General features: G+C 66.9%; 21 protein-coding genes. 9 read left to right on the top strand and 12 right to left on the bottom strand.

All coding sequences use genetic code 11. The features are described from left to right. Window positions 1-141 precede the first annotated feature (141 nt). Window positions 142-1578 (top strand): PucR family transcriptional regulator, encoded by a 1437-nt coding sequence (locus M1D32_RS05680; RefSeq protein ID WP_458781356.1) that lies wholly within the window; start codon window positions 142-144, stop codon window positions 1576-1578. 17 nt (window positions 1579-1595) lie between these two features. Here M1D32_RS05680 and M1D32_RS05675 read toward each other — a convergent pair whose 3' ends face one another. Further along, window positions 1596-3164 (bottom strand): CYTH and CHAD domain-containing protein, encoded by a 1569-nt coding sequence (locus M1D32_RS05675; RefSeq protein ID WP_458781355.1) that lies wholly within the window; start codon window positions 3162-3164, stop codon window positions 1596-1598. A 142-nt stretch (window positions 3165-3306) separates the two neighbouring features. On the opposite strand from M1D32_RS05675, the gene M1D32_RS05670 reads away from it, so the two are divergent. The 3 genes from M1D32_RS05670 (at window position 3307) to M1D32_RS05660 (ending at window position 6704) form a co-directional block, all read left to right on the top strand. Beyond that, on the top strand, window positions 3307-4680 hold the full coding sequence (locus M1D32_RS05670) for an MFS transporter (protein WP_458781354.1): 1374 nt from the start codon (window positions 3307-3309) through the stop codon (window positions 4678-4680). Window positions 4681-4686: 6 nt separating this feature from the next. Beyond that, window positions 4687-5367, top strand: coding sequence for a FadR/GntR family transcriptional regulator (locus M1D32_RS05665; RefSeq protein ID WP_458781353.1), 681 nt, complete (start codon window positions 4687-4689; stop codon window positions 5365-5367). 119 nt (window positions 5368-5486) lie between these two features. Continuing rightward, entirely contained in the window at window positions 5487-6704 is a 1218-nt protein-coding gene (locus M1D32_RS05660; RefSeq protein ID WP_458781352.1) for an AI-2E family transporter, read from the top strand. Between the two features lie 92 nt (window positions 6705-6796). On the opposite strand, the gene M1D32_RS05655 is transcribed toward M1D32_RS05660, so the two are convergent. After that, entirely contained in the window at window positions 6797-7333 is a 537-nt protein-coding gene (locus tag M1D32_RS05655; RefSeq protein WP_458781351.1) for a hypothetical protein, read from the bottom strand. Window positions 7334-7487: 154 nt separating this feature from the next. Between M1D32_RS05655 and M1D32_RS05650 the strand changes: the two genes are divergently transcribed. The 3 genes from M1D32_RS05650 to M1D32_RS05640 are packed head-to-tail and all read left to right on the top strand — an operon-like array spanning window position 7488 to window position 9897. Beyond that, window positions 7488-7778: a hypothetical protein gene (locus M1D32_RS05650; RefSeq protein WP_458781350.1), complete on the top strand. Its 291-nt coding sequence runs from the start codon at window positions 7488-7490 to the stop codon at window positions 7776-7778. A 3-nt stretch (window positions 7779-7781) separates the two neighbouring features. Beyond that, window positions 7782-8609, top strand: a complete 828-nt coding sequence (locus M1D32_RS05645; protein ID WP_458781349.1) for a DUF1206 domain-containing protein — start codon at window positions 7782-7784, stop codon at window positions 8607-8609. A gap of 28 nt (window positions 8610-8637) precedes the next feature. Beyond that, window positions 8638-9897 (top strand): SRPBCC family protein, encoded by a 1260-nt coding sequence (locus M1D32_RS05640; protein ID WP_458781348.1) that lies wholly within the window; start codon window positions 8638-8640, stop codon window positions 9895-9897. A gap of 114 nt (window positions 9898-10011) precedes the next feature. On the opposite strand, the gene M1D32_RS05635 is transcribed toward M1D32_RS05640, so the two are convergent. The 5 genes from M1D32_RS05635 to M1D32_RS05615 all read right to left on the bottom strand — a co-directional run bounded on the left by M1D32_RS05635 (window position 10012) and on the right by M1D32_RS05615 (window position 15936). After that, window positions 10012-11478 (bottom strand): FAD-dependent oxidoreductase, encoded by a 1467-nt coding sequence (locus M1D32_RS05635; protein WP_458781347.1) that lies wholly within the window; start codon window positions 11476-11478, stop codon window positions 10012-10014. 49 nt (window positions 11479-11527) lie between these two features. Next, complete coding sequence (cobA, locus tag M1D32_RS05630) at window positions 11528-12784, bottom strand: uroporphyrinogen-III C-methyltransferase (protein ID WP_458781346.1); 1257 nt, start codon at window positions 12782-12784, stop codon at window positions 11528-11530. A gap of 198 nt (window positions 12785-12982) precedes the next feature. After that, on the bottom strand, window positions 12983-14050 hold the full coding sequence (locus M1D32_RS05625; RefSeq protein WP_458781345.1) for an ABC transporter permease: 1068 nt from the start codon (window positions 14048-14050) through the stop codon (window positions 12983-12985). Beyond that, window positions 14040-14765 carry an ABC transporter ATP-binding protein gene (locus M1D32_RS05620; RefSeq protein ID WP_458781344.1) on the bottom strand — a complete coding sequence of 242 codons (726 nt, stop codon included), beginning with the start codon at window positions 14763-14765 and terminating at the stop codon, window positions 14040-14042. Before M1D32_RS05620 ends, M1D32_RS05625 begins: the two co-directional genes overlap by 11 nt. A gap of 31 nt (window positions 14766-14796) precedes the next feature. Further along, window positions 14797-15936, bottom strand: coding sequence for an ABC transporter substrate-binding protein (locus M1D32_RS05615; RefSeq protein ID WP_458782111.1), 1140 nt, complete (start codon window positions 15934-15936; stop codon window positions 14797-14799). 338 nt (window positions 15937-16274) lie between these two features. Between M1D32_RS05615 and M1D32_RS05610 the strand changes: the two genes are divergently transcribed. After that, complete coding sequence (locus M1D32_RS05610; RefSeq protein ID WP_458781343.1) at window positions 16275-16685, top strand: Hpt domain-containing protein; 411 nt, start codon at window positions 16275-16277, stop codon at window positions 16683-16685. A gap of 133 nt (window positions 16686-16818) precedes the next feature. Then, window positions 16819-17652 carry a glycerophosphodiester phosphodiesterase gene (locus M1D32_RS05605; protein ID WP_458781342.1) on the top strand — a complete coding sequence of 278 codons (834 nt, stop codon included), beginning with the start codon at window positions 16819-16821 and terminating at the stop codon, window positions 17650-17652. 33 nt (window positions 17653-17685) lie between these two features. Here M1D32_RS05605 and M1D32_RS05600 read toward each other — a convergent pair whose 3' ends face one another. From M1D32_RS05600 to M1D32_RS05580, 5 genes are all read right to left on the bottom strand, one after another. Next, window positions 17686-18852, bottom strand: a complete 1167-nt coding sequence (locus M1D32_RS05600) for an RtcB family protein (protein WP_458781341.1) — start codon at window positions 18850-18852, stop codon at window positions 17686-17688. 120 nt (window positions 18853-18972) lie between these two features. Beyond that, window positions 18973-20379, bottom strand: coding sequence for a sulfate adenylyltransferase subunit 1 (locus M1D32_RS05595; protein ID WP_458781340.1), 1407 nt, complete (start codon window positions 20377-20379; stop codon window positions 18973-18975). Then, window positions 20379-21326, bottom strand: a complete 948-nt coding sequence (gene cysD / locus M1D32_RS05590; protein WP_115526347.1) for a sulfate adenylyltransferase subunit CysD — start codon at window positions 21324-21326, stop codon at window positions 20379-20381. Before cysD ends, M1D32_RS05595 begins: the two co-directional genes overlap by 1 nt. Continuing rightward, on the bottom strand, window positions 21323-22120 hold the full coding sequence (locus tag M1D32_RS05585; protein WP_458781339.1) for a phosphoadenylyl-sulfate reductase: 798 nt from the start codon (window positions 22118-22120) through the stop codon (window positions 21323-21325). Before M1D32_RS05585 ends, cysD begins: the two co-directional genes overlap by 4 nt. Beyond that, a complete protein-coding gene (locus tag M1D32_RS05580; RefSeq protein WP_458781338.1) occupies window positions 22117-23862 on the bottom strand; it encodes a nitrite/sulfite reductase in 1746 nt (581 codons plus the stop codon). Before M1D32_RS05580 ends, M1D32_RS05585 begins: the two co-directional genes overlap by 4 nt. Between the last annotated feature and the right edge of the window lie 9 nt (window positions 23863-23871).

Raw genomic sequence — 23871 nt, 5'->3', positions numbered from 1 at the left:
TCCTGGGGGCCATCGGCGGCAAAGCGGATGGATCTGACTGCCTTGAGCCTATGCCAGCACCCCGTTGCCGTGAATAGCCACCTGCACACCCTTCCTGCTGCTTTTTAGTGCGGTTGACTAGCAGCCGTTTATCCTTGGTTCATGGCCATTTCCCTTGCTGCCCTCCTGGGTGTCAAATCCCTGAACCTGTCCAAGGCAGGGGTTGCCGAGACGACGTGGCACCAGGACATCAATTGGGTGGCAGTGACCGAACTGGAGGATCCGCAGCGGTTCATCAACGGCGGCGAGCTTATCCTCACCACCGGCCTGAGGCTGAGGTCCGCACCCGAGCAGCGGCGGTTTGTCCGGCAGGTGCAGCGGGCAGGGGCGGTGGGGATCGGTTTTGGGGTGGGCCTTTCCCATGACGCTGTGCCGCCGGCGCTGCTCGCGGAGGCGAACCGCTGGGGCCTGCCTGTGGTGGAGGTCCCGTACGAGACGCCGTTCATCGCCATCGGCAAACTGGTGGCGGACGCCCAGTCTGCGGACCACTTCGCCAAGCTGGAGCGGCTGATCGCAGGACATCAGGTGCTGGCCCGTGCCCTGCTGACGGGCGGCGGCCTGGCTGAGTTGCTGAAGCACCTGGGCGGCATGCTCCGGGCGGACATTGCCCTCACCCAGTTCACGGCCCAGCTGTACAACAGCAGCAAGGACACGCCGCAGGCTGACACCTGGGCCTCGTACCCCATCCCCACCGGCCGGCGCGACGCCTGCACGCTGTGGGTCCGCAAGCCCTTCGAGGACAGCGGCATCATCGGGTATGCCCAGAACCTGATCAGCGTTGAACTGAACAACATGGTCAAGCAGCGCCAGGCCGAGCGCGCCCTGTGCGGGCAGGTGCTGGAGGATGTGATCCACGGGGCGCTGGAAACCAGTGAGGCGCAGCGCCGCCTGGCCGGCGTCGGTGTGAACAGCACCCGCAAGAACGTCGTGCTGCTGGCCGTTTCCGCAGCCCATCACAAGGCGCTGGTGAGCACCTCGGTGCCGCGGGAACTGGAGAAGGCGGTGGCCGCCGTCGTGGGCAAGGATTTAATGCTGGTGATGAACGACGACGGCGGGGCGGCGCCCTCCCTGGCGCGGAAGTTGAGTGACCACCTGGCCGAGGCGGGCATCCACGCGACCATCGGCATCGGCGGCGCGTACACCAAGCCGAACGGCCTGCGCTGGAGCTACTTCGAGGCGCGCGACGCGGCAAGCCACGGGCTTCCCGTTAACGAACCGGAGCGGCTGAGCCTGACGTCGCTGCTGCTGGCGAGTGAAGATGTGCCGCTGGCCGACATGGCGCACGAGTCACTGAATCCGCTCCGGACGTTCGACGCGGCGCACGGCGCGGAACTGATGACCACGCTGGAAAGCTACCTCAACAACAACGGCTCTGTGGCCGCCGTCGCCGAGGAACTCACCCTGCACCGGAACACGGTCCGGTACCGGCTGGCACAGATCACCGAACTGACCGGCTACGACCCCGCCGTCACCACCGACCGCGTGCAGCTGTGGCTGGCACTGGCGGTGGCCCGGCTGTCCGCACGGCAGGGAAAGTAAGGGAACTCCCCGGGGGATTAAATAACCCGGGGCTTCAGCAGGCTGCGGGACTTCTTGCGGGCTTTGCGGTACCTGGCCTCGGCCGCGTCCATCAGTTCCGCCTGGCGGACCCGCAGCGCGGCCAGGGCCTCAGCAGTGGTCTCAGGCAGCGCGTGGCCTGCTTCGAGTGACTGCAGCAGGTTCCGCGCAATCAGGGCGTCGTGGAAGTCGCCCAGGATCCGCTGCTGCCGGTGGGCGGCCTTGGCCACCTTCTGCGGCCGTTTGCCGCGCACCAGGCCCGCAGACTCGGCCACATGGCGGAGCCGCTTGGCGTCCTTGCGGACCTGATGGAGGGCGTTTTCGTGGGCCGTCCCTCGCCTGGCGTGGGCTGCGGCCTTGTGCGAGCGCCGCAGGCGGCGGGCGGATTTCTCCACCACCTTTGCGGCAACGGTCCGCCCCGGGGCCACTGTCTGCGACAGCACCGGCGGCTGGCGGCAGAAGTCCTCAAGACCATCCAGCAGCCGGAAGTAGCGTTCCGACTGCAGCGCCGCCCGGAGCCGGCGGTATCCGGCGTCGAAGGCAGCCCCGGCCCTGTGCTCTACTTGTTCCCTTGCTGCGTCCGTCCCCTCGCCGGGCGGCAGCTCATCAAGGTGGACCCGGAGCCGGCCCAGCAGGACTTCGGCATCCCGGGGTTCGCCCAGCAGGTGGCCCAGCCAGCCAAGTTCGTCCCGGAGGCGCCGTACCGGGACAGCGCGGTACAGCTTGCGGTAGGCAGCCAGCACCGAGCGGATCCGCCGGGTGGCGGACCTCATGTCGTGGACAGCCTCAGGCTCCTCCAGCCTGACGGCGGCATCCCCGGCGAAGAGTTGTCCCAGTTGCTCCGCGAGATAGGCGGTGACGACGGCGGCGGCCGGGGCCTTCTTTCCGGCCAGGAGCGCGGAGGGGCTTTCCTCCTCCTGTTCCCCGCTCCCGTTTCCAACGCTGCCGAGCGCCCGCGCGAGCTTGGATGCGTGTCCGGCGGGACGGGCGCCGGCGGCTGTGAGGAGTGGCTCAGCGGGGCCGAACAGGTCCGGCCCGCCGTTGACCAGTTCCAGTTCCCACTCCCGCCAGCGCTGTGGCTGTTCACCCGCAGGTCCGTGCAGGCGCCTCGCCTCCACCTGGTCATCGGCCAGGTCTGCCAAATGAACGCCGTCCTCCCCGTAAAGCGCATGGGTGGTGCGGCGTGTTTCAAGCCTGACCACAGGCACCACTTCCGTTCCGCGGAGGTATGCCTGCACGTGGGCGAGGAGGGTGTCGGGTACGACGTCGGGCTGGCCAAGCGGTGCGTGCAGCTCGCGGCGCTGCTGGGGTTCTGTTCCGGGTCCGGCCTGGGCTTCGGGAGGCAACTTCAGGTGCCAGCCGGCGTCGATCCCGCCGGTGCGGCGGCGCAGGGTGATGCGGCGGGATGCGAGCGCGTGCCGGTCGGTATCGAAGTAGACGGCCTCCAGCACAGCGGTATGGGGCGTTCCGACGCGGGCAACGCCAGGCAGTTGTTCCAGCGCGGGCACTGCGGCATCGTTGCCGACGTCGTACTTCTTTTCGATCTCGATCCCTTGGGAAGCCTTCACAGCCGTCCTTCCGCGTTGGTCCTGCCTGCGGGCCAGGTGGTGCCCGTGCCCTCGGTGGAAGTCTATTGCCCGGGCAGGATGGGCCGGGAGAGCTTGGCCACAAAACTGGAGACATCAAACGTCCAACCTTTAGCCTTGGAAGATGCCCGCCACTCCCCCCGCTCCTGCTGCCGCACCCTCCGCCGTGGCCACGGCGCCGTTCCCTGTGCAGGCTGCGGTGCCGCCTGCCTCCGCATCCGCCTCAGGGGTCCCGCTCACCCGGCCCCGTTCCGCCGTTGTGTTCGGCGTTATTGCGCTGGTGCTGATCGGGCTTAATCTGCGTGCGGGCATCACCGGGGCATCCGCGCTGCTGCACGACCTGCAGACGATGCTGGGCTACGGGCCGCTGGTGGCTGCCTTCATCCCGTCCATCCCCACCCTGTGCTTCGCCCTGGCCGGCGCCGCCACCTCCTGGCTGACGGGCAAACTGGGTGTTGAGAAGGCGATCCTTTTGTCCCTGGCCATGCTGGCCGGCGGACTCCTGCTCCGCGGAATCCCTGCCACCGGGATGCTCGTGGCCGGCAGCGTGCTCGGGATGTCCGGGCTGGCGGTCTGCAACGTGGCCATGCCGTCCTTCATCCGCGAGCACTTCGCCGCCCGGACGTCGCTCATGACCGCCGTTTATACGGTGACCATGACCACCGGGGCCACCGTCACCGCCGTCGCCGTCGTCCCCCTGGCGCAGGCCCTCGGATCGCCGTCAGCCGCCGTCGGCGCCATTGGCATCACTGCCGTGGCGGCATTCCTGGGCTTCCTGCCCGTAGCTCTGCACGCGCACCGGAACAGCACCCGTTCGACCGCGGGGCATGTGTCCCCCTGGCCGCTGCTGCGGACCAGGAAAGGGCTGCTGCTGACTGCCATTTTCACGCTTCAGGCGCTGTTGGCCTACGCGCTGCTGAGCTGGTTCCCGTACATGCTCACCACCATGGGGATGGACGCTTCCGGGAGCGGACTGATGTTCGGGCTGATGCAGCTGGTGTCCGTCCCCGCGGGCATGCTGCTCATCGCCATCGGCTCCCGCCCCAGGATGCTGCGCCCCGCGTTCTACCTTGTCAGTGTCACCATGGCGGTGGGCCTGGCACTGCTCCTGGTGCTGCCCGTGGGCCTTGCCATCGTTCCCGCGATCCTGCTGGGCTTCGGCCTGGGCATCTTCCCGCTGGTGATGGTGATGATCAGCCGCAGCGGCGCGAGCACGGCCGAAACCACGGCGCTGTCCACGCTGGCCCAGTCCACGGGCTACCTGCTCGCGACCACCGGGCCCTTCGGGATGGGCCTCCTGCACAGCGCAACCGGCGGCTGGACCCTGCCCCTCACCCTGCTGCTGGTCCTGGCGCTGGTGCAAATTGTGGTGGCGCACCTGATCACCGGAGGCGCAATGACGCGGAGTGTCTCCGGGACTGCACCCGGCACTCACGGCGGCACTGCCGGCCGCGCCGCCAACCCAACGGCCGGCGCCACAGCCGGGAAGGGTAAGTAGGCTGCCGTGGCGCTGACCCCCTCACACCGCCCGCCGCTCGCTGAGGAAGTCACAGCGAAGCTGCGGACCATGATCCAGTCCGGCGCGTGGCCCCTCCACCAGCGCATCCCGTCCGAAACAGGGCTGATCACCGACCTCGGCGTCTCCCGTGGCACCCTCCGCGAGGCCATCAAGGCGCTCGCCCACAGCGGCATGCTGGAAGTCCGCCGCGGCGATGGCACGTACGTCCGGGCAACCAGCGAAATCTCCGGGGCAGCCCGCCGCATGTACCAGGACCACACTGAAGCCCACATCCTGGAAGTCCGGCTCGGCCTGGACACCCAAGCGGCCCGGCTGGCGGCGCGGAATGCAACAGCCGACGACGTCGCAGCCCTGCGCGCCCTCCTCGCCCGCCGGAACGCGGCCTGGAACTCGGAGGACTACGAGGCCTGGGCGCGGGCGGACTGGGGCTTCCACGAGCGGGTGGCGCAGGCATCGGGCAATCCCCTGCTGCACGAGCTGTACGTCAGCTTCGGCGCCGTGGTCCACGGGGATCTGCTCCAGCAGCTGCGCCGGCCGGGATTCGACGGGCTCCAGCACGAGGGGCACGATGTGCTGCTGGCAGCCATTGAGCGGCGGGACGAGGACGCGGCTGTGGCCACCGTCAACGCAAACCTGAACTCCTGCGCGGAGTGGCTTGCCGCGTAGTTGTTTTGCGCTTCGGGGTTTCACCCTTCCTTAATCGGTCAGTAGGCTTACTATCTGAGAAAGGTAGTATCCCTGCCGTGTACAGCGCGCTAGGGCACCCGCCAAGATAAGGAGACCCCATGGCGCGAGCAACACGCCTGACCGACCACGGGCCAGGCAGCGACACCGCGCAGCCGGCACCCGCCGCCGGCTCAGCCCTGCAGCAGGCTGCGGCACCGGCTGCGAGGAAACAGGAGGAACCCAAGCCGCCCGGCGCACTCTGGGCGGACGGACTGGGACGGGTGGGCATACGCTCCGCCCAGATCCTGCTGATCCTGACAGTGGCTGTGGTATCGGTCTATGCCCTGATGCAGATCAAGCTCCTGGTGATACCGATCCTGATCGCACTCATCCTGGCGGCCGCCATCGGCCCGTTCGTCAATATGCTTCGCCGCCGTGGGTTGCGGGGCGGGCTGGCAACCGGCATCGCTTTCATCGGGCTGCTTCTGGTGCTGGGTGGCGTTGGCACGGTTATTTACTACTCCGTCCGCAACCAGTGGGGCGAACTGGCCCAGCAGGCTGCATCCGGGCTGGACGAGCTGGAGAGGTTCCTGCTTACCGGCCCCATTCCCTTGGAGCAGGAGCAACTGGACCAGGCCCGCGAGGGCATCGTGCAGTTCGCCACCAGCAGTCAGGTCCGCTCGGGCGCCATCACCGGACTGTCTGTGGTGACCGAGTTCATCGCCGGCGCCAGCCTCGTGATCATCATCCTGTTCTTCTTCCTGAAGGACGGGGCAAAGATCTGGAATTTCTTCCTCCGCCCCTTCAAGGGGGAACGTGAGGCCAAGCTGCGCCGGGTGGGCAAACGTACCCTTGAAGTGCTCGGCGGCTACGTCCGCGGGACGGCGATCGTAGCGCTGGTGGACACTGTAGCCATTGGAGCCGCACTGCTGATCCTCCAGGTTCCGCTGGCAATCCCCCTTGCACTCATCGTCTTCATCGGCGCGTTTGTCCCGCTGGTGGGTGCCACTGTTGCCGGGATCCTTGCCGCCCTGGTGGCGCTCGTGGCCAACGGTCCGGTGGTGGCGTTGATTGTGGTGGCCGTGGTCATCGCCGTCAACCAGCTCGAGGGCGACCTCCTGCAGCCCATCGTGATGGGCAAGTCGCTGCAGCTCCACGCCTTGGTGATCCTCATGGCATTGACGGCCGGAACCATCCTGGCCGGCATCGTGGGCGCGGTGCTCTCCGTACCGCTGGCCGCCGTCGCCTGGGCCATCATCCAGGTGTGGACGGCCGAGGATCCAAAACTCGAGGACATGAACCCGGACCTGCCACCGCCCAACAGCCAGCCGGTCTAGCCGGGGCTTGCCATAGCAAAGCCACACAAAAGACGACGGTCCGGCACTTGGGTGCCAGACCGTCGTCGTATGCTCTGCGCTTCCGCTGTTGGTTAGCGCTGCAGGCCCGTGAAGACGTTCTTGGGACGCTGCATCTCGCCATGCTTGGCACCGAGGATGACCACCAGGCCCGCGAACGCGGGGATCACCCACTGCAGCATCTTGAGCTGCTGCTGGGCAGCCTGGAGTTCATCAGAGGCGCCAGGCCGCGGCTCGGTGGCGCCCTCAGCGCCCTCACCGGCCAGCTTTTCAACTTTCTTGCCAAGGATTCCGGAGTAAAGGGTCACTCCTGCGCCCGCCAGCGTCACCGCCGTCTTGATTATGGTGTCCCGGGCCACGCCGTCCTGCTTGGCGATGCGCTCCTTGTTCTCCCACGCGATGGCGAGGTCCGCCACGAGGTGCGAGGCAAAGGCTGCCGTCTGGAACGGCGCCCATTTCATCCATCCGGCGCTGGAGAGCCGGGTACGCTCGGACGGATCCTTGGCTGCCGCCGCTGCACCGTTCAGGCCGATGGCACCCATCAAAGATCCACCGAACCATGCTGCTGCCGTCAGATCGTGAACTGACCGGGCAATGAGATTTCCTGCCATGATGTGCATTCCTAACGTTGAACTGGTTGAGATGCCGCGCCTGCGGACTTCACTTGCCGTGTCCCATCGAGGTCATGGTCCGCCTATGGTAAGCACACTTACTAATGTTACGAAAGCCCGTCTTGCGACGGACGGACCGCGTAATATCGTCGGCATGGGAACTACAGGCAGTTTGTTCGGCTGGGCTTTCGGAGACCCCGCCCGTGAAAATGACGACAGCTACGTGCAGGGGCTTCAGCGGGAGGCGTTCGGGAATGCCCGGGACACCGCGAAAGCCAAGGGTGTCTCCGTTGTGGCGGGATCCGAGGTCTTCACGGTGTTGAGCGCGGATGATTCTTTGGTGGAGCTGGATAACGCCCCCGGAAAGCTTGTGGTCCGCTGCACCGTTCACCTTGAAGGACCCGGCGCGGAGAAGATCCGTGCCGAAGGGCCCATGAACGGCTGAGCAATGTCGGACAGCGACTCCACCATCAGCCAGGCCGCGGACGCCGTCGAGGAAGCGTCCAACCACCCCGCCCTGGACGTCCTGGCGCGGACCGGATTCGCCGTGATGGCCCTGCTGCATGTCATTATCGGGGCCATAGCCATCGCCGTGGCTTTTGGCCAGCCCGGCGAAGCCGAACCTACAGGTGCCATTGAACAACTGGCCGACAACCCCTGGGGTCCGGCAGTGATGTGGATGTGCGTCGCGGCGTGCATCGGTCTGGGGCTGTGGCAGGCAAGCGAGGCGACCCTGCGGGCACGCCGACTGCCCCGCAAGGAACGTGTATCCAAGCTGATCTCGTCGGGCTTCCTTGCAATTGCGTACACCAGCGTCGGACTCAGCTTCGCGGGCTTTGCCGTGGGCCTGCGGGGGGATTCCAGCGAAAGCACCCGGGACTTCAGTGCAAAGCTGATGGCTACGCCGCTGGGCCTGTGGGCGTTGGTGGCGCTGGGCCTGACCATCATCGGCATCGGCATCTACTTTGTCTTCAAGGGCGTGCGCCGTGGGTTCAAGGAGGAGCTCTTCCACTTTGACGGCACCCGGCGCGGCCGGCTGATCGACACCCTTGGCGTCACTGGCCATATCTCCAAAGGCGCCGCTCTGGGCCTTACCGGCATGCTCTTTGTCATCGCTGCCGCCAAGCACAGCCCGGAGGAGTCCACCGGATTGGACGGCGGCCTCAAAGCCCTCCGGGACCACCCATTCGGCCCCTATGTTCTGGTCGCCATCGGGGCAGGATTCATCGCCTACGGATTATTCGCCCTGATCCGGTCGCGGTTCGGACGAATGTAGTTCCCCTCGAGATGGGTAGGAAGGAAGCATGACGCAGCACTTGCTGAGGGACCAAACAGCAGGCGACGGGCCACGCGGCGTGGCCCCTGCCGTCACCGAGGCAGGTGGCCGCGCCTTTGCCGCCTTGTTCCGGCTCCTCAAAGTAGTCCGCCCTGACCGGCCGATCCATCCCAAGGGAATTGGCCTGAGCGGAGAACTGGCCAGGACCGGGACTCGCGGCGAGCCGAGCGGCCTGGACTGGCTCGACGCTCCCGGGATTGACGCCGTTGCCGCCCGGTTTTCGCGTTCGGCCGGGTTGCCCGAGAGGCTGCCCGACGTCCTCGGGCTGGCGCTCCGGGTGACACCCTCCCGCAGCGGGGCGTCGGGCAAGGCCAACGACGGCGTGGCGGGCGACGTGCTGTTTTCCTCCACCGGCTGGAAGCTTCCGGGCAGGTTCCTGCTCCAGCCCAGGCTCGACGTCTCCTCTGCCACCTTCACCACGCTGATGCCCTACCGGGGCCGACAAGGTCCCGTGCTGCTGGGGCTCCGGACCATAAGCCTGCCGGAAGGGTCGGTGACGGGCGGCGAGTGGGTACTTGGCCTGTACTGGGCCAAGCCTGCGGGGCCGTGGCGGCAGTGCGGCGAACTGTGGCTGCGCGCCTCCCCGGAGCCGGCCGATACGCCGCTGCGCTTCAATCCACTCGAGAACCAGCCGCCCGGCACACAGACCTACGACTGGACCCGCCGCCTGCGTGAGCGCTCGTATCAGGCGGCGCAGGAATCCCCGCCGTCCGTCGTCGGGCATGCTGCCGCCGCTTCCGCTCGCGGGGGAAACACCACCAGCCCAGCTACCACAGAAAGGAACACCATGTCCACCGTGTCCCAGCTGTTCAATACCCCTGCCGCCGACGTCTGGCGGGTCATTGCCGACGGCTGGCTGTACGCCGGCTGGGTCGTGGGGGCATCCCGGATCCGCGCCGTGGACGACACCTGGCCCCAGGCCGGAGCGCGCCTCCACCACTCCGTGGGCGCTTGGCCGCTGGTCATCAACGACAGCACCCGGGTGACCGCCGCCGAACCCGGAAAGTCCCTGGAACTGGTCGCACGTGGCTGGCCCATGGGCGAAGCGAAGATTGTGATCACGCTCCAGGACCAGGGATCCCAGTGCCTCGTCACCATCGCCGAAGACGCCATCCGGGGGCCGGGCAAGAAGGTGCCAAAAATCATGCGGGACCCGATGATCACCGTGCGGAACCGCGAAACGCTGAAGCGCCTGGAGCTGATGGCGGCCGGCGGGGCCGGGAAATAGCGCCGCCACGTTAAAACAACGCGAGGTCACCCAGCGCCCATAAACCCCTTAGGGATGGTCGCGAAGTGACCTCCGCACCTGCACCCTGGGGTGCGGGTGTGTGTTGCTGTCCTGTTAGACCTGCGCTGCGACACCGTCGCGGGAAATGGCAACCATGTCCTCGCGCGGCACCACCTTGATGCGCTCACGCTTGACCTCAACGCCGTGCGAACCGCCGGCCTCGGTGGCGGCAGCGCCCAGGGCAAGCTCGTGGGCGTCCAGCGCCAGCCAGCCTTCCCAGCTGGTGAACTTCACGCCACGGGCGTCGAGCAGGTCGACGACGGCGTCAGCCTCGGGAACGGCAGCCACCGGAAGGTTTTCGCGGTCTTCCAGCAGGTAGGTCACGGTCTCCAGGGCGTCGCCCTTGGTGTGGCCGATCAGGCCGACCGGTCCGCGCTTGATCCAGCCCGTGGCATAGATGCCCGGGACGTGGGTGCCGGACGCGTCCAGGACGCGGCCGCCGTCGTTCGGGATGACGCCCTTCTTGTGGTCGAACTCGATCTCCGGCAGGGCGGAACCGAAGTAGCCGATGGCGCGGTAGACGGCCTGCACCGGGTAGTCCACGAACTCGCCGGTGCCGCGGGCGTTGCCCGTGCCGTCCAGCTCGGTGCGCTCGAACTTGATGCCGGCCACCTTGCCCGGCGTCTCGGCGTCGTCGTAGATCTCCACCGGGCTGTGCAGGAAGTGCAGGTGCAGGCGGCGGGAGGCCTTGAGCTCGGAGAGGTCCTCGGGCTGCTCGGCGATCCAGTTGGTGAGCGTGCCCACCATGGTCTTGGTCTGGTTGTTGGTCTGGATCTGGCGGTCGGATTCCTCGTCGAACTCGAAGTCCTCCGGGTACAGGATGATGTCCACGTCCTTGGAGTGGGACAGCTCGCGCAGCTCCAGCGGGGTGAACTTGACCTGGGCCGGGCCGCGGCGGCCGAAGACGTGCACGTCGGTGACGGGCGAGGACTTCAGGCCGGCGTAGACATTGTCCGGGATTTCGGAGACCAGCAGGTCGTCGGCGTGCTTGGACAGGACGCGGGCCACGTCCAGGGCCACGTTGCCGTTGCCGATCACGGCGATCTCCTTGGCCTCCAGCGGCCATTCGCGCGGAACATCCGGGTGGCCGTCGTACCAGGAGACAAAGTCGGCGCCGCCGTAGGAGCCGTCCAGTTCGATGCCGGGGATGTTCAGGTCCGCGTCCTTGATGGCGCCGGTGGCGAAGATCACGGCGTCGTAGTGGGTGCGGAGGTCCTCGATGGTGAGGTCTGTGCCGTAGTCCACGTTGCCGAAGAAGCGGATGTCACCGCGGTCCAGGACCTTGTGCAGGGCGTTGACGATGCCCTTGATGCGGGGGTGGTCGGGGGCCACGCCGTAGCGGATCAGGCCGTAGGGTGCCGGGTAGCGGTCAAAGAGGTCGATGCTCACGGTCAGCTCGCCGCTCTTGACGGCTTCGCTCTTGGTGAGGATGTCCGCGGCGTAGACGCCTGCCGGGCCGGAGCCGACGACGGCGACGCGCAGCGGGCGTTCGGCAGAACCTACGGTGGTGCTTGATGACACGGCTGTGTTCCTTTTCTTCGGTCCGTCCCAACCTCGTTGGGTTGGTGGGCTAGCTGGTGAGGACTCGGGGCTTGTTCGGGGTGATGGTGCTGTAGTCAGCGGTTTTGAAGTGCGACGGCGCGAACGGGCTCACGCGCACCACGTCACCGATGACAATGACTGCCGGGTTTGCGACGCCGGCGGCTTCCGCCTGGTCCGCAATGGAACCGAGCGTGCCGATGGTGACGCGCTGGTTCGGCAAATAGCCGTTTTCAACAATACCAACCGGGGTGTCCGCGGGCAGACCGGCTTTGCCCAGAGCGGACGCCGATTCGCGCAGCTGGCCGACACCCATGAGCAGGACAACCGTGTGGTCCGGGCGGGCCGGAACCTCGGACAATTCCTCGTGGCCGGTCACCACACTGAAGCCCTTGGCCAGGCCGCGGTGCGTGACGGGGATGCCTGCGGCGGCGGGAACGGAAATCGCGGAGGTGACGCCTGAGACCACTTCTACCTCGACGCCGTGCTGCCGGCAGTACTCGGCTTCCTCGCCGCCGCGGCCCAGGACGTAGGGGTCGCCGCCTTTGAGGCGTACTACGCGGTGGCCTTTCAGGGCTTCCGCCACGAGGATCCGGTTGATCTCTGACTGCGGCACAGGGTGGTGGCCGGGGGTCTTGCCGACCTCGATCACGCGGACATCGGGGGCCAGTTCGTTCAGGAGTTCGCGGGGGCCCAGGCGGTCTGCGACGACGACGTCGGCCTGGCCGAGCAGCCGGCGGCCGCGGACGGTGATGAGGCCGGTGTCGCCGGGACCGCCACCTACAAGGGCAACGCTTCCGGCGGAAGCCCGGCGGCGGCGCAGCGGCAGGTCTCCGGTTTCGAGGGCGGTGGCGACGGCGTCACGGACGGCCATGGCGCGGCGAGGGTCTCCCCCGGCGTTCACGGCGATCTTGATGTCGTCCACCTCGGCGACAGCAGGGGTCCAGGCGACGGAGGCTTCATGGTCGGAGGCATTGACGCACCAGATGCGCTGCGCCTCGGCGTCGGCAGAGACCTGGGCGTCCACAGCGCAATCGCCGGTGGCCGTCTGGACGAACCAGACGCCGTCGACGTCGGAGGAAGCGTAGGTGCGCGGCTCCCATGCGAGCAGGCCGGCGTCGGCGAGCTCACGGAGCGCAACGGAGGCAACCGGAGCCACGACGGTGACCTGGGCACCGGCGTCGAGCAGGCCCTTGGCGCGGCGTGCAGCAACGGGGCCACCGCCGACCACCAGCACCGGGCGGCCGAGCAACCGCAGCGCGGTGGGGTAGATATCCTGAATTGCCATGAATCAACGGTAGGGCCGCGTCACAATCGCCAACAAAGGCCGAGCAACACCAGTTCACGTAAGGTAACGCTGCGTCACACAAGAGCAGTTTCCCAGAGCACCGAGCCTTCCACGCGTTGCCCAGCATGTTCGCGGAAACAGAGCAAAGCCCGACGGCGGGAGTCGCCGTCGGGCTTTGCTTGGTTTGTCCTGGTGCTGTTAGCGGGTGCTGCCGGAGAGCAGGCCGCGGCTGCGCAGGAGGCGTTTCTCGATCGGCGCGAACACCAGCAGCTCGATCAGGATGCCGACGGCGAGGATGAGCAGGATTGCGGCCATCACCACTGACATGTCGGACAGTTGCCGGCCCTGGTCCAGCAGCGAGCCCAGGCCGAAACCGATGGTGCCGCCCACGGCGATGATTTCCGCGGCCATCAGGGAGCGCCAGGAGAACGCCCATCCCTGTTTGAGGCCGCTGAGGTATCCGGGAAGTGCGGCGGGAAGGATGATCTGCAGCGCCATCTGGAGCCGTGATGCGCCCAGGACGGTGCCCACGCGGCGGTACTGCGGCGGGATCTGGTCCACCCCGGAGATGAGCCCGTTGATGATGGACGGAATGGCGCCCATAAAGATGACGAAGTACACGGTGGCGTCGGTGAGCCCGAACCAGATGATGGCGGCAGGCACCCAGGCCACGGAGGGCAGCACCTGGAGGCCGGAAATCAGCGGGCCGAAGGCGCGGCGGAGCGGAGCCACCTGGGCCAGCAGCAGGCCGACGGGAGTAGCGATGGCCACACTGATGACAAAGCCGACAATCCCCCGCTGCATGGAGGTCCAGACGGACTCCTGAAGTTTGCCTTCGCTCCAGAGGACCCCCATCTGGTTCACCACGTCCATGGGGCCGGGCACCAGGTCGCGGCGTTTCACCCCGAGCGAGACGTAGAACTGCCAGATGAGGACCAGGACCACCAGAGCCGCGATGGGCAGGAGCACGCGGCTCCAGTCGATCCGGTGCTTGCGGTCGGCGTCGGACTGCAGCGAGTCAAGGCCGGATTCCAGTTCCCGCAGGTCCTCTTTGCCCGTGGAGGTGCGGGTCAGGGCAGCGTGGACGTGCTGAGGTTCCGTAGTGGCATCTAAGGCACCGGCCGAGGGACCCGACGCGAGCTTGCGAGTGTCGGGAAGGCCGGCGCCGCTGTCGGAGCCGGACGCTTCGTCCGCAGGACGGAAGCCGTCCGGCGAAGGGGCGGGGGCGGCATCCGGCGCGGAGCTGGACAGGGACTTACTTGGCATGGCGGCGAATCTCCTCACGCAGCCGGGCAGTGATGACCCCGGTCAGCTGGCCGGCAAGGCCGGCGTCGGTTCGGTGTTCCTCGGTGACTGCCCATTCCTGGACCACGCGGCCGGGGCGGGAGGACAGCAGCAGCACACGCTGGCCCAGCCGTACGGCCTCACGGACGTTGTGGGTGACGAAGACGATGGTGCGCCCGGTTTCCTTCCAGATGCGCTCGAGCTCGTCGTGCAGGAGGTCGCGGGTGATGGCGTCCAGGGCGGCGAACGGCTCATCCATGAGCAGGAGCTGCCGGTCCTGTGAGAGCGACCGGGCGAGGGACACACGCTGCCGCATGCCGCCGGACAGCTCATGCGGGCGCTTGTCCCCGGCGGAGCCCAGGTGCACCAGGTCGAGGAGTTCCTGGGCCTTGGCCTTGCGCTCGGTTTTGCCGACGCCGCGGAGCTTCAGGGCCAGTTCGATGTTCTCGCGGGCTGTCAGCCAGGGGAACAGTGCGGCGTCCTGGAACATAAAGGCGGCACCATCGCTGGGCACCTCGAGGGCGCCCGACGTCGGCGCCTCCAGTCCTGCCATGATGTTCAGCAGGGTGGATTTGCCGCAGCCGGAGGCACCGAGGAGGGCAACGAACTCGCCCTTGCCGATGTTGGCGTTGACGTCGTCCAGTACCGGGGCGCCGTCGCCGAAGCGTTTGCCCAGGTGTTCCAGTACGACTGGCATGGTGCCGTCCTTAGGTAGTAATGAAAGGGGGTTAGTCCTGGCCGAGGCCGGCGGCCGCGATCCGTGGGGTGCCGCCGTCGCCTGCGATCACGCCGTTGAGGGGGCGAAGATCGAAGAGACCGTTGATGTCGGCCTGCTTGGTGGTCCCGGCCTCCACCCCGTCCTGCAGCAGCCGGGGGTAGCTTCCGGCCAGCGGGTCGAGGGTGAACGTGATGTTGGCCAGGGACCGTGCGAGGACGTCCTCGGCCAGGGGTGCGCCGGCAGACTCCTGCAGGGCCGAGTTGATGACGGAGGCCTTCTGCGCGGCCGGCGCTTCGTTCAGCCAGGCCACGGACTTTGCGTGGCCCGCGAGCAGCGCCTTCACGGTGTCCGGGTGGTCGGCCGCGAACTTCTGGTTCACGATCAGGACGGTTGTGGGAAACTCGCCGGGCTTGCCGGTGCTGCTGCCATCCCACAGGTCCTTTTCGTCCACCAGTACCTTCGCTCCGGCCTGGAGGACCAGCCTGGACGCCCACGGCTCAGGCAACCACGCGCCGTCGAGCTTTCCGTCCTGGAACAGCTTCAGCGTTTGTGCGTTTTCGGTGGGGTTGATGGCGACATCGCCGCTGCCGTCCACGTTGGTTTTGTACCCCTGGTGCGCAAGCCAGGCGCGCAGGGCCACATCCTGGGTTCCGCCGAGCTGTGGCGACGCGAGGGTCTTGCCCTTGAGGTCCGAGGCGGAGGTGATATCCGGCTTGACCACCAGCTGGGCACCTCCGGCGGCAGCTCCGGCCACGATCCTGACGGACTCGCCCCGGCTCTTCACGAAGGAGTTGATCGCCGGATTGGGGCCGATGTAGGCCGCATCAATAGCGCCGGCGTTCAGCGCCTCGATGGCCGCGGGCCCGGCGTTGAAACTTTCAGTGCTGAGGGCGGTATCGCCAAGGGCTTCAGCCAGGAAGCCTTCCTTGATCCCTACGAGTGCGGGCGCATGCGTGACGTTGCCAAAGTATCCGAGCTTCAGGTCCGCGGCGGGCGTGGGCTCAACAGCCTGCGCCTCAGTATTACGCGACACGGTGGATGCCACCACTGCCCCCACCACGATCAGCAGGACCAGCCCAACGGCCAGGGCAGCCTCGATGGCACGCGTGCGCTTGGGGACCGCGCTTTCACCTGCCACGATGCGGGTCATCCCGGGCTTGGAACTAGTCATTGTTTCACCATAGGGAGTGGCCGAAAGCCGTTCAATGAAGCGGAAACGGGGGGTCACGCGGGTTCATTTGGCGTCATATTTCGAGGACGGCGCCCCACCACTTGTGAGCGGCGGATTCCCCATGCCTGCAGATTCGAGTACTCACTACTCGTGCCTCGCCATCCTCCGCCACGTAGCGTCCATTAGAAGTCCTGCTGGGAGGCACATAGCTATAGCTGTTTTGACTTTCAGGGGCATGTCATGGGTATCGAGCTATGCAGGCGACGGTTGTGTCACCGGACTGTGCCCGGCGGGCGGGCAAGCCGCGGGGGGCAACAGTGACCCAAAGCGACGGCTATGCGCCCCTCCTTAATCCTGCCGTGCTGGAGAGGCTTCGCGAGGAGCTGGAAGGCGATGAAGGAGTATGGCGGATTTTTGTGCAGAACTTCATCGGCCATCTGCCCGAACGGCTTGAGCGGCTGCGGCAGGCCCTGACAACCGGGGACTTCAGGGGATCGATGGACGCGGTGCTCAGCCTCAAAACATCCAGCCAGATGGTGGGCGCTGAACGCCTTGCCGACATGGCTATTGACCTGGAATGGGCCCTTCGCAACGACACCCGCGACACCGATGCAGCCGTTGCACTTCCCCGGCTGGCCGCGGGGTACCTGCGACGGATCAAACAGTGCGGCCGGCAAACAACGTACCTGCTGCAGGCCACGCTTAAGCAGAAACCGGACCTCAGCTGACGCTCGGTCAGCGCTGGCCCGTGAATCCGGCCGGGAGGCGGCAGTTCCGGTGCTTCGGTCTTTTGACCAGATGTTTTTACCCCGTTAAGGTCGCTCCACCTGTCTGTTGACCTTGCCTTCGTAGGTTCTGGATGTGACCAACAACCAGGTGCTTTCCGCTCTGCAACTACCGCGCAACGTTCCGGACCACCCCACGCAAACCGACTCCCTCGCTACGGATTTCGTGGTGGTCGGCCATCGCGGGGCCATGGCCCTTGCACCGGAGAACAGCGCGTCATCTTTCCGCCATGCTGAAGCCGACGGCGTCGACGAGATTGAACTGGACGTCCACATTACTGCCGACGGCGTCCCCATCGTCCTTCACGATCCCACCCTTGAGCGGATGGCAACGGCAGGGCCCTGCCCGGCCACGCCCGTGACCCAGCTGACGCTGGCCCAGCTGCACGAGGTTCAGTTGGATTCGGGACACCCCGTTCTGACATTCGCTGAGGCCCTCGAGCTGACGAGTGTCAGGCTCCAGGTGGAAATTAAGGACCCGTCCGCGGTCCCGGCGCTGGCCGCACTGCTCGCTGAGGTCCCGGCATGCACCCGCCGTATCAAGTTCAGCAGTTTCCTCCCGGAGGCGCTTTTCCTGCTTGCTTTGCACCTGCCCCATGTTCCCCAGGGACTCATTGTCAGCAGCTTTCCCACAACGCGGCGGCAGCAGGAGGAACTGGAGGACGTCCTTATCATCACCGGCGCCGGCACGCTCTACACGGGATTCGAACACCTCGCGCCGATGCATGTGGAACAGCTGCACGCAGCGGGCCTGGAGGTCCACGTCTGGCCCCTGACATGTTCCGGGGACCTGGACCGGGCGCTGGAGTTGAAGGCCGACGGCGGAACGGCTGACGACCCGGGCCAGGCCAGGGCCTGGCTCCAGTCGGCACGGACGCGGGCCGCAGCGCTGGCCGTGGAAGCGTCCTGATGCCGGCAGCGGGAGGCGGGCAGCTCGAGCCCGTCAGTTGCCTTTGACGTTGATCAGCTGCCGGAGTTTGTGCCGGACGGTGACGAGGTCGGTGGCGTCCTGCATGACCTGGTCAATCGACTTGTAGGCAGCCGGGATCTCATCGATGAATGCCTCGGAGGCACGGAACTCGATGCCCCGCATGGCCTTCTTCAGCTCCTCCAGGGAGAACGTCCTGCGGGCCGCGTTGCGTGAGTACTCCCGGCCTGCCCCGTGCGGCGATGAGTTCAGGGAGGCGGGGTTGCCGCGTCCTTCCACCACGTACGACGCCGTCCCCATGGAACCCGGGATGAGTCCGGGATCGCCGGGCGCGGCTTTGATGGCCCCCTTCCGGGATACCCACAGGGACCTGCCGTAGTGGCTCTCCTGCTGCGTGAAGTTGTGGTGGCAGTTGATGCGCTCGCGTTCCTGCACGGGGCCGCCCACCCAGTTGCCGAACTGCGTGCTGACGCGGTCCATCATCTCCTCCCGATTCAGCAGGGCGAAGTGCTGGGCCCAGCGGAGCTCCGCGATGTACCGGTCGAACTGGGGCGTGCCCTCATCGAGGTAAGCGAGGTCCGGGTGGGGCAGGTGGATCTGGTTCTTCCGCGAGACGTGCTGGGCGACGCCGATATGGTGCTGGGCGATCTTGTTGCCTATGCCGCGCGAGCCGGAGTGCAGGAACAGCCAGACGTCGTCGGCTTCGTCTGCGCAGACTTCAATGAAGTGGTTGCCCGAACCCAGGGAGCCCAGCTGCAGCTCCCACTTCGCAACGTATTGGGCGGGATTGAAGCCCGCCTTTGCCGCCAGTTCCTTCAGTTCAGCGATCCTGGGCTCGGCCGTGGGGAGCACTTTTTTGTTGTTGTGCCCGGCGGACAGCGGAACCACACGCTCGATGTCTTCGCGGAGCTTCTTGCGGTCCTTCGGCAGGTCCTTCAGCGAGTACTGCGTCCGGATGGCGATCATGCCGCAGCCGATGTCCACCCCCACGGCCGCCGGGATGATCGCGTGCAGCGTGGGAATAACCGAACCCACGGTGGCGCCCTTGCCCAGGTGCGCGTCGGGCATCAGCGCCAGGTGCGGATAGATGAACGGCAGCGTGGACGTCATCACGGCCTGCTCCCGTGTTTGGCCGTCCAGGATCGAAGCCCAGTTCAGCAGCTTGCTGTTGATGGTTTCCATGCAGTGCCTCCCACTGCCCGATACTAGACCGGAACCACCGGCAAGGTCACCGGAAACGGACCGAGGCCGCCGTAACTATACGGCGGCCTCGGGTGCTTGGTTCCGGCGAACCCGGCTACTTCAGATGCTGTAGCGCTCGTCTTCGTGGTCGCCCGGGTGGTCCTTCACCAGTCCGGCGGCGAGCGTGTTGCCGTCCAGCGGGTCGATGACCAGGAATGCACCGGTGCGGCGGTGGTGCAGGTAGTTCTCCAGGGGCAGCGGCGCGGCGAGCCGGAGCTGCGCGTGGCCGATGTCGTTCAGTTCCAGGGTGGATGCCGGCTCCAGCTTGAAGGAGGCCAGGTCCAGCTTGCCGCCAACGTTGCGCACCAGGGCCTGGACGGTGCGGGTGCCATGCTTGACCAACACCTTGGCGCCTTCACGGAGCGGCTTCGGGGACAGCCAGCACAGTGAAGCGTACAGGTCCGCCGAAGCTTCACGGACGGTGCCGGCAGCGGCGATGGTGTCACCACGGGCGACGTCGAATTCTTCGGCCAGGCGGATGGCGACGGACTGCGGGGCAGCGGCTTCCTCCAGCGAGGCGCCGGCGAAGTCGATGCCCACCACGGTGGTGGTGCGCGGGTCCTGGCCGGGGGTCAGGACGGAGACCTTGTCCCCCACCTTGACCGAGCCTTCGGTAATCTGGCCGGCGTACGCGCGATAGTCGCGGTAGGCCTCTATATCGAGGCCGGCGGCGACGGCGTCGGGAGCCAGAGCGCCCTGCGGCCGGATGACCAGCTGCACCGGGAAGCGGAAGCTCTCCAGGTGGCTTTCCAGCTCGTCGGCGGCCGGGAGGGTTTCGAGGACCTCGAGCAGCGCGGGGCCGGTGTACCAGGGGGTGCGCTCCGAGCGGTCCACCACGTTGTCGCCGTCAAGCGCCGACACGGGGATAACCAGCAGGTCGGTGATGCCATCGGCACCGAGTCCCAGCTCGCGGCCCACCTGCTGCACGTCGGCTTCGATTTCACGGAACACGGACTCGCTGAAGTCCACCAGGTCAATCTTGTTCACGGCCACGATCACGTGCGCCACGCGCAGCAGCTGCAGTACGGACAAGTGCCGGCGGGTCTGCTCCAGGACGCCCTTGCGGGCGTCAATGAGTACGACGACGGCGTCCGCGGTGGACGCGCCGGTCACCGTGTTCTTGGTGTACTGGACGTGTCCCGGGCAGTCGGCCAGGATGAAGCTCCGGCGGTCCGTGGCGAAGTAGCGGTAGGCCACGTCGATGGTGATGCCCTGTTCGCGCTCGGCACGCAGGCCATCGGTCAGCAGGGCGAGGTCGATGCCGCCCTTTTCTCCGCCGAAGCCGCGGTCCGCGGAGGTGCGGGCAACGGCGTCGAGCGTGTCAGCCAGGATGGCCTTGGAATCGTGAAGGAGGCGGCCCACCAAGGTGGACTTGCCGTCGTCGACCGATCCTGCGGTGGCGAACCGGAAAAGGGTAGTGGGCAGGGCTGTTTCCAGGTCCGCCGGGAGAACTGCTTCGGTGGTCATTAGAAATACCCGTCCTTCTTGCGGTCTTCCATGGCTGCCTCGGAGATGCGGTCATCTGCACGGGTGGCGCCACGTTCGGTGAGGGTGGAGGCGGCGACTTCAACCACGACGTCGGCCACGGTGTACGCGTCGGACTCGACGGCGCCGGTGCAGGACATGTCCCCCACGGTGCGGTAGCGGACGGTCTTGGTGATGACTTCCTCGTGGGGCAGCGGCTGGGACACCTCGCCCACTGCGCGCCACATGCCGTCGCGGGCGAAGACCTCGCGCTCGTGGGCGTAGTACAGGCCGGGCAGCTCGATGTTCTCGCGCTCGATGTAGCGCCAGATGTCCAGCTCGGTCCAGTTGCTGATGGGGAACGCGCGGACGTGCTGGCCCACGGTGTGGCGGCCGTTGTAGAGGTTCCACAGTTCGGGGCGCTGGTTGCGCGGGTCCCACTGGCCGAACTCGTCACGGAGGCTCAGGATGCGCTCCTTGGCGCGGGCCTTGTCCTCGTCGCGGCGGCCGCCGCCGAAGACGGCGTCGAACTTGTTCTGCTGGATGGCGTCCAGCAGGGGGACGGTCTGCAGCGGGTTGCGGGTGCCGTCGGCACGCTCGGCGAGCTCGCCGCGGTCGATGAACTCCTGCACGGAGCCGACCACGAGCTTCAGGCCCAGGCGCTCCACCGTGCGGTCGCGGAAGTCGATGACCTCCGGGAAGTTGTGGCCGGTGTCCACGTGCAGCACGGGGAACGGGACCTTGCCGGGCCAGAATGCCTTGGTGGCCAGGTGCAGCATCACCACGGAGTCCTTGCCGCCGGAGAACAGCAGTGCGGGCTTCTCGAACTCGGCAACAACCTCGCGGATGATGTGGATGGCCTCGGACTCGAGGGTGTCCAGGCTGGAGAGGCGCGTGGAAACGGCGGCTTCTGTCACCTGGGTGGTCTCCTCGGTTAGGGAAGTGCTCATACGTGTAGTCCGCATTCTGTCTTGTCGGAGCCTGCCCAGCGGCCGGCGCGGGGGTCGTCGCCCGGCGCCACCTTCCGGGTGCAGGGCTGGCAGCCAATGGAGGGGTAACCCTGGGAAAGCAGCGGGTTGACGGGCAGGAGGTTGTCGTCCGAGTACTGGACCAGCTGGTCGAACGTCCACGCCGCCACCGGGTTGACCTTGACCAGGCCGTTGGCCTCGTCCCAGGTCACTAGCGGGGTGTTGGTGCGCGTGGGGGCTTCCTCGCGGCGGACGCCCGTAAACCAAACTTCGTAGCCGGACAAGGTGCGGCGCAGCGGGGCCACCTTGCGCAGGGCGCAGCACTGGGCGGCGTCGCGGGCGAAAAGGTCCTTGCCCAGGAGCCGGTCCTGCTGCTCCACTGTGCTCTCGGGGAGCACGTCCACCACGTTGACGCGGAGGTTTGCCGCCACCTCGTCGCGCGTGGCGTAGGTTTCCGGGAAGTGGTAGCCGGTCTCCAGGAACAGCACGTCAACGCCGGGCAACTGGTCCGCGACCAGGGCGGGCAGGACGGCGTCGGCCATGGAGCAGGCGACGGCGACCGCCGGCAGCTCGAAGTTTCGCTCCACCCAGGCGATCACGTCGCGGGCCGGGGCGTCCCAGCCGAGCTCGGCAGCGCCGGCCTCAGCGAGGGCCTTCAGTTCTTCCTTGCTGCGGAGCTTTGGAGCGGGCGCAAGGTCAACTACCGTCGCCTCGACCTGGGCAGATGCCTCAGCCGGCGCAACCACGGGGTCTACTCCGAGTGCGTGCTTACTCACTGGAGTGCCTCCTCGTCTGCTGCGTGGGCCCATTCGGCGAAGGTCTGGCCCTCGGCGCGCTGGGCCACGAAGGTGCGGACTACGCGCTCCACGTAGTCGGGCAGGTCATCAACATAGACCTTGAGCCCGCGGACGGTGCGTCCCAGGCCTGCCTCCTCGCGCTCGTTGGAAGCCAGCCCGCCGCCCAAGTGGACCTGGAAACCCGGGGAGGGGTCGCCGTCGGGCGTGGGAAGCATCATGCCCTTAAGGCCGATGTCCGCGGTCTGGATACGGGCGCAGGAGTTCGGGCAGCCGTTGATGTGCAGGGACAGCGCGTGCGGCAGTTCGCCGGAGGCGGCGAGGTCGGCCAGTCGGCGTTCCAGCTCGGCCACGGCTGTGGCGGCCGTGTGCTTGGTCTCCACGATGGCCAGCTTGCAGTACTCGATGCCGGTGCAGGCGATGGTGCCGCGGCGGAACACGGACGGGCGGGCGGACAGGCCCAGTGCATCCAGTTCGGCCACCAGGGGCTCCACGTGGTCCTTCTCGACGTCCAGGACCACCAGCTTCTGGTGCGGCGTGGTGCGCAGGCGGTAGGAGCCGCGGGCCTCCAAAGTGTCGGCCAGCTTGACCAGGCCCGCACCGGACAGGCGGCCGGCCAGCGGGGTGGCGCCGATGAAGAACTTGCCGTCCTTCTGCTCGTGCACGCCGATGTGGTCACCCGGAGTGGTGGGCTTGGGCGCGGCCGGGCCGTCGGCCAGCTTGTAACCAAGGTACTCGTCCTCGAGGATCTGGCGGAACTTCTCCGGGCCCCAGTCGGCCATCAGGAACTTCAGGCGCGCCTTGGTGCGCATGCGCCGGTAGCCGTAGTCACGGAAGATGCTGGTGACGCCAAGCCATACATCCGCGGCCTGCTCCGGCGTCACGAAGGCGCCAAGGCGCTTGCCGAGCATCGGGTTGGTGGACAACGCACCGCCGGCCCAGAGGTCGTAACCGATGCCCAGATCGGGGTGGCGGACACCCACCAGGGCGAAGTCGTTGATCTCGTGGACCACGTCCTGGCTGGGATGGCCGGTGATGGCCGTCTTGTACTTGCGCGGGAGGTTGGACAGCAGCGGGTTGCCGATGAACCGCTCTCCCAACTCCTCGATGAGCGGGGTGGGATCGATGATCTCGTCCTTGGCGATGCCGGCCACGGGCGAACCCAGGATGACTCGGGGAACGTCGCCGCAGGCCTCGGTGGTGGACAGGCCAACAGCTTCCAGGCGGGTCCAGATCTCGGGGATGTCCTCCACGCGGATCCAGTGCAGCTGGATGTTCTGGCGGTCCGTGAGGTCCGCAGAGTCCCGCGCGAAATCAACGGAAATCTGGCCGATGACGCGCAGTTGCTCGGTGGTGAGCGCACCGCCGTCGATCCGCACGCGGAGCATGAAGTACTTGTCCTCAAGCTCATGCGGCTCAAGGGTTGCGGTCTTGCCGCCGTCGATCCCGGGCTTCCGCTGCGTGTACAGGCCCCACCAGCGGAACCGGCCGTGCAGGTCCTGGCCGGGGATGGCGTCGAAGCCCTCTTTGGAGTAGATGGACTCGATACGCTCGCGCACGTTAAGGCCGTCGTCTTCCTGTTTCCAGGTTTCGTTGGCGTTCAGGGGCGTTTTGCCGTCCACTTTCCACTGCCCGTGCGGCTTCGCGGCGGGCCGGGACGTGCGGGCCGGGCGCTTGGCGGCGGCGGAGTCCGCGGACGCTCCGGCTAGAGCTGTATCAGTCATGCATCGACT

This window comes from Arthrobacter sp. D3-16 (genome assembly GCF_054408515.1).
The sequence above is the reverse complement of the archived record's forward strand: the minus strand, read 5'-3'. Positions and strand labels throughout refer to the sequence as shown.

Bases quoted from the DNA above. Each gene is read 5' to 3' on its own strand.
- M1D32_RS05680 (WP_458781356.1), top strand. From the start codon at position 142: ATGGCCATTTCCCTTGCTGCCCTCCTGGGTGTCAAATCCCTGAACCTG.
- M1D32_RS05670 (WP_458781354.1), top strand. From the start codon at position 3,307: ATGCCCGCCACTCCCCCCGCTCCTGCTGCCGCACCCTCCGCCGTGGCC.
- M1D32_RS05660 (WP_458781352.1), top strand. From the start codon at position 5,487: ATGGCGCGAGCAACACGCCTGACCGACCACGGGCCAGGCAGCGACACC.
- M1D32_RS05655 (WP_458781351.1), bottom strand. From the start codon at position 7,333: ATGGCAGGAAATCTCATTGCCCGGTCAGTTCACGATCTGACGGCAGCA.
- M1D32_RS05650 (WP_458781350.1), top strand. From the start codon at position 7,488: ATGGGAACTACAGGCAGTTTGTTCGGCTGGGCTTTCGGAGACCCCGCC.
- M1D32_RS05645 (WP_458781349.1), top strand. From the start codon at position 7,782: ATGTCGGACAGCGACTCCACCATCAGCCAGGCCGCGGACGCCGTCGAG.
- M1D32_RS05640 (WP_458781348.1), top strand. From the start codon at position 8,638: ATGACGCAGCACTTGCTGAGGGACCAAACAGCAGGCGACGGGCCACGC.
- cobA (WP_458781346.1), bottom strand. From the start codon at position 12,784: ATGGCAATTCAGGATATCTACCCCACCGCGCTGCGGTTGCTCGGCCGC.
- M1D32_RS05625 (WP_458781345.1), bottom strand. From the start codon at position 14,050: ATGCCAAGTAAGTCCCTGTCCAGCTCCGCGCCGGATGCCGCCCCCGCC.
- M1D32_RS05620 (WP_458781344.1), bottom strand. From the start codon at position 14,765: ATGCCAGTCGTACTGGAACACCTGGGCAAACGCTTCGGCGACGGCGCC.
- M1D32_RS05615 (WP_458782111.1), bottom strand. From the start codon at position 15,936: ATGACCCGCATCGTGGCAGGTGAAAGCGCGGTCCCCAAGCGCACGCGT.
- M1D32_RS05600 (WP_458781341.1), bottom strand. From the start codon at position 18,852: ATGGAAACCATCAACAGCAAGCTGCTGAACTGGGCTTCGATCCTGGAC.
- M1D32_RS05595 (WP_458781340.1), bottom strand. From the start codon at position 20,379: ATGACCACCGAAGCAGTTCTCCCGGCGGACCTGGAAACAGCCCTGCCC.
- cysD (WP_115526347.1), bottom strand. From the start codon at position 21,326: ATGAGCACTTCCCTAACCGAGGAGACCACCCAGGTGACAGAAGCCGCC.
- M1D32_RS05580 (WP_458781338.1), bottom strand. From the start codon at position 23,862: ATGACTGATACAGCTCTAGCCGGAGCGTCCGCGGACTCCGCCGCCGCC.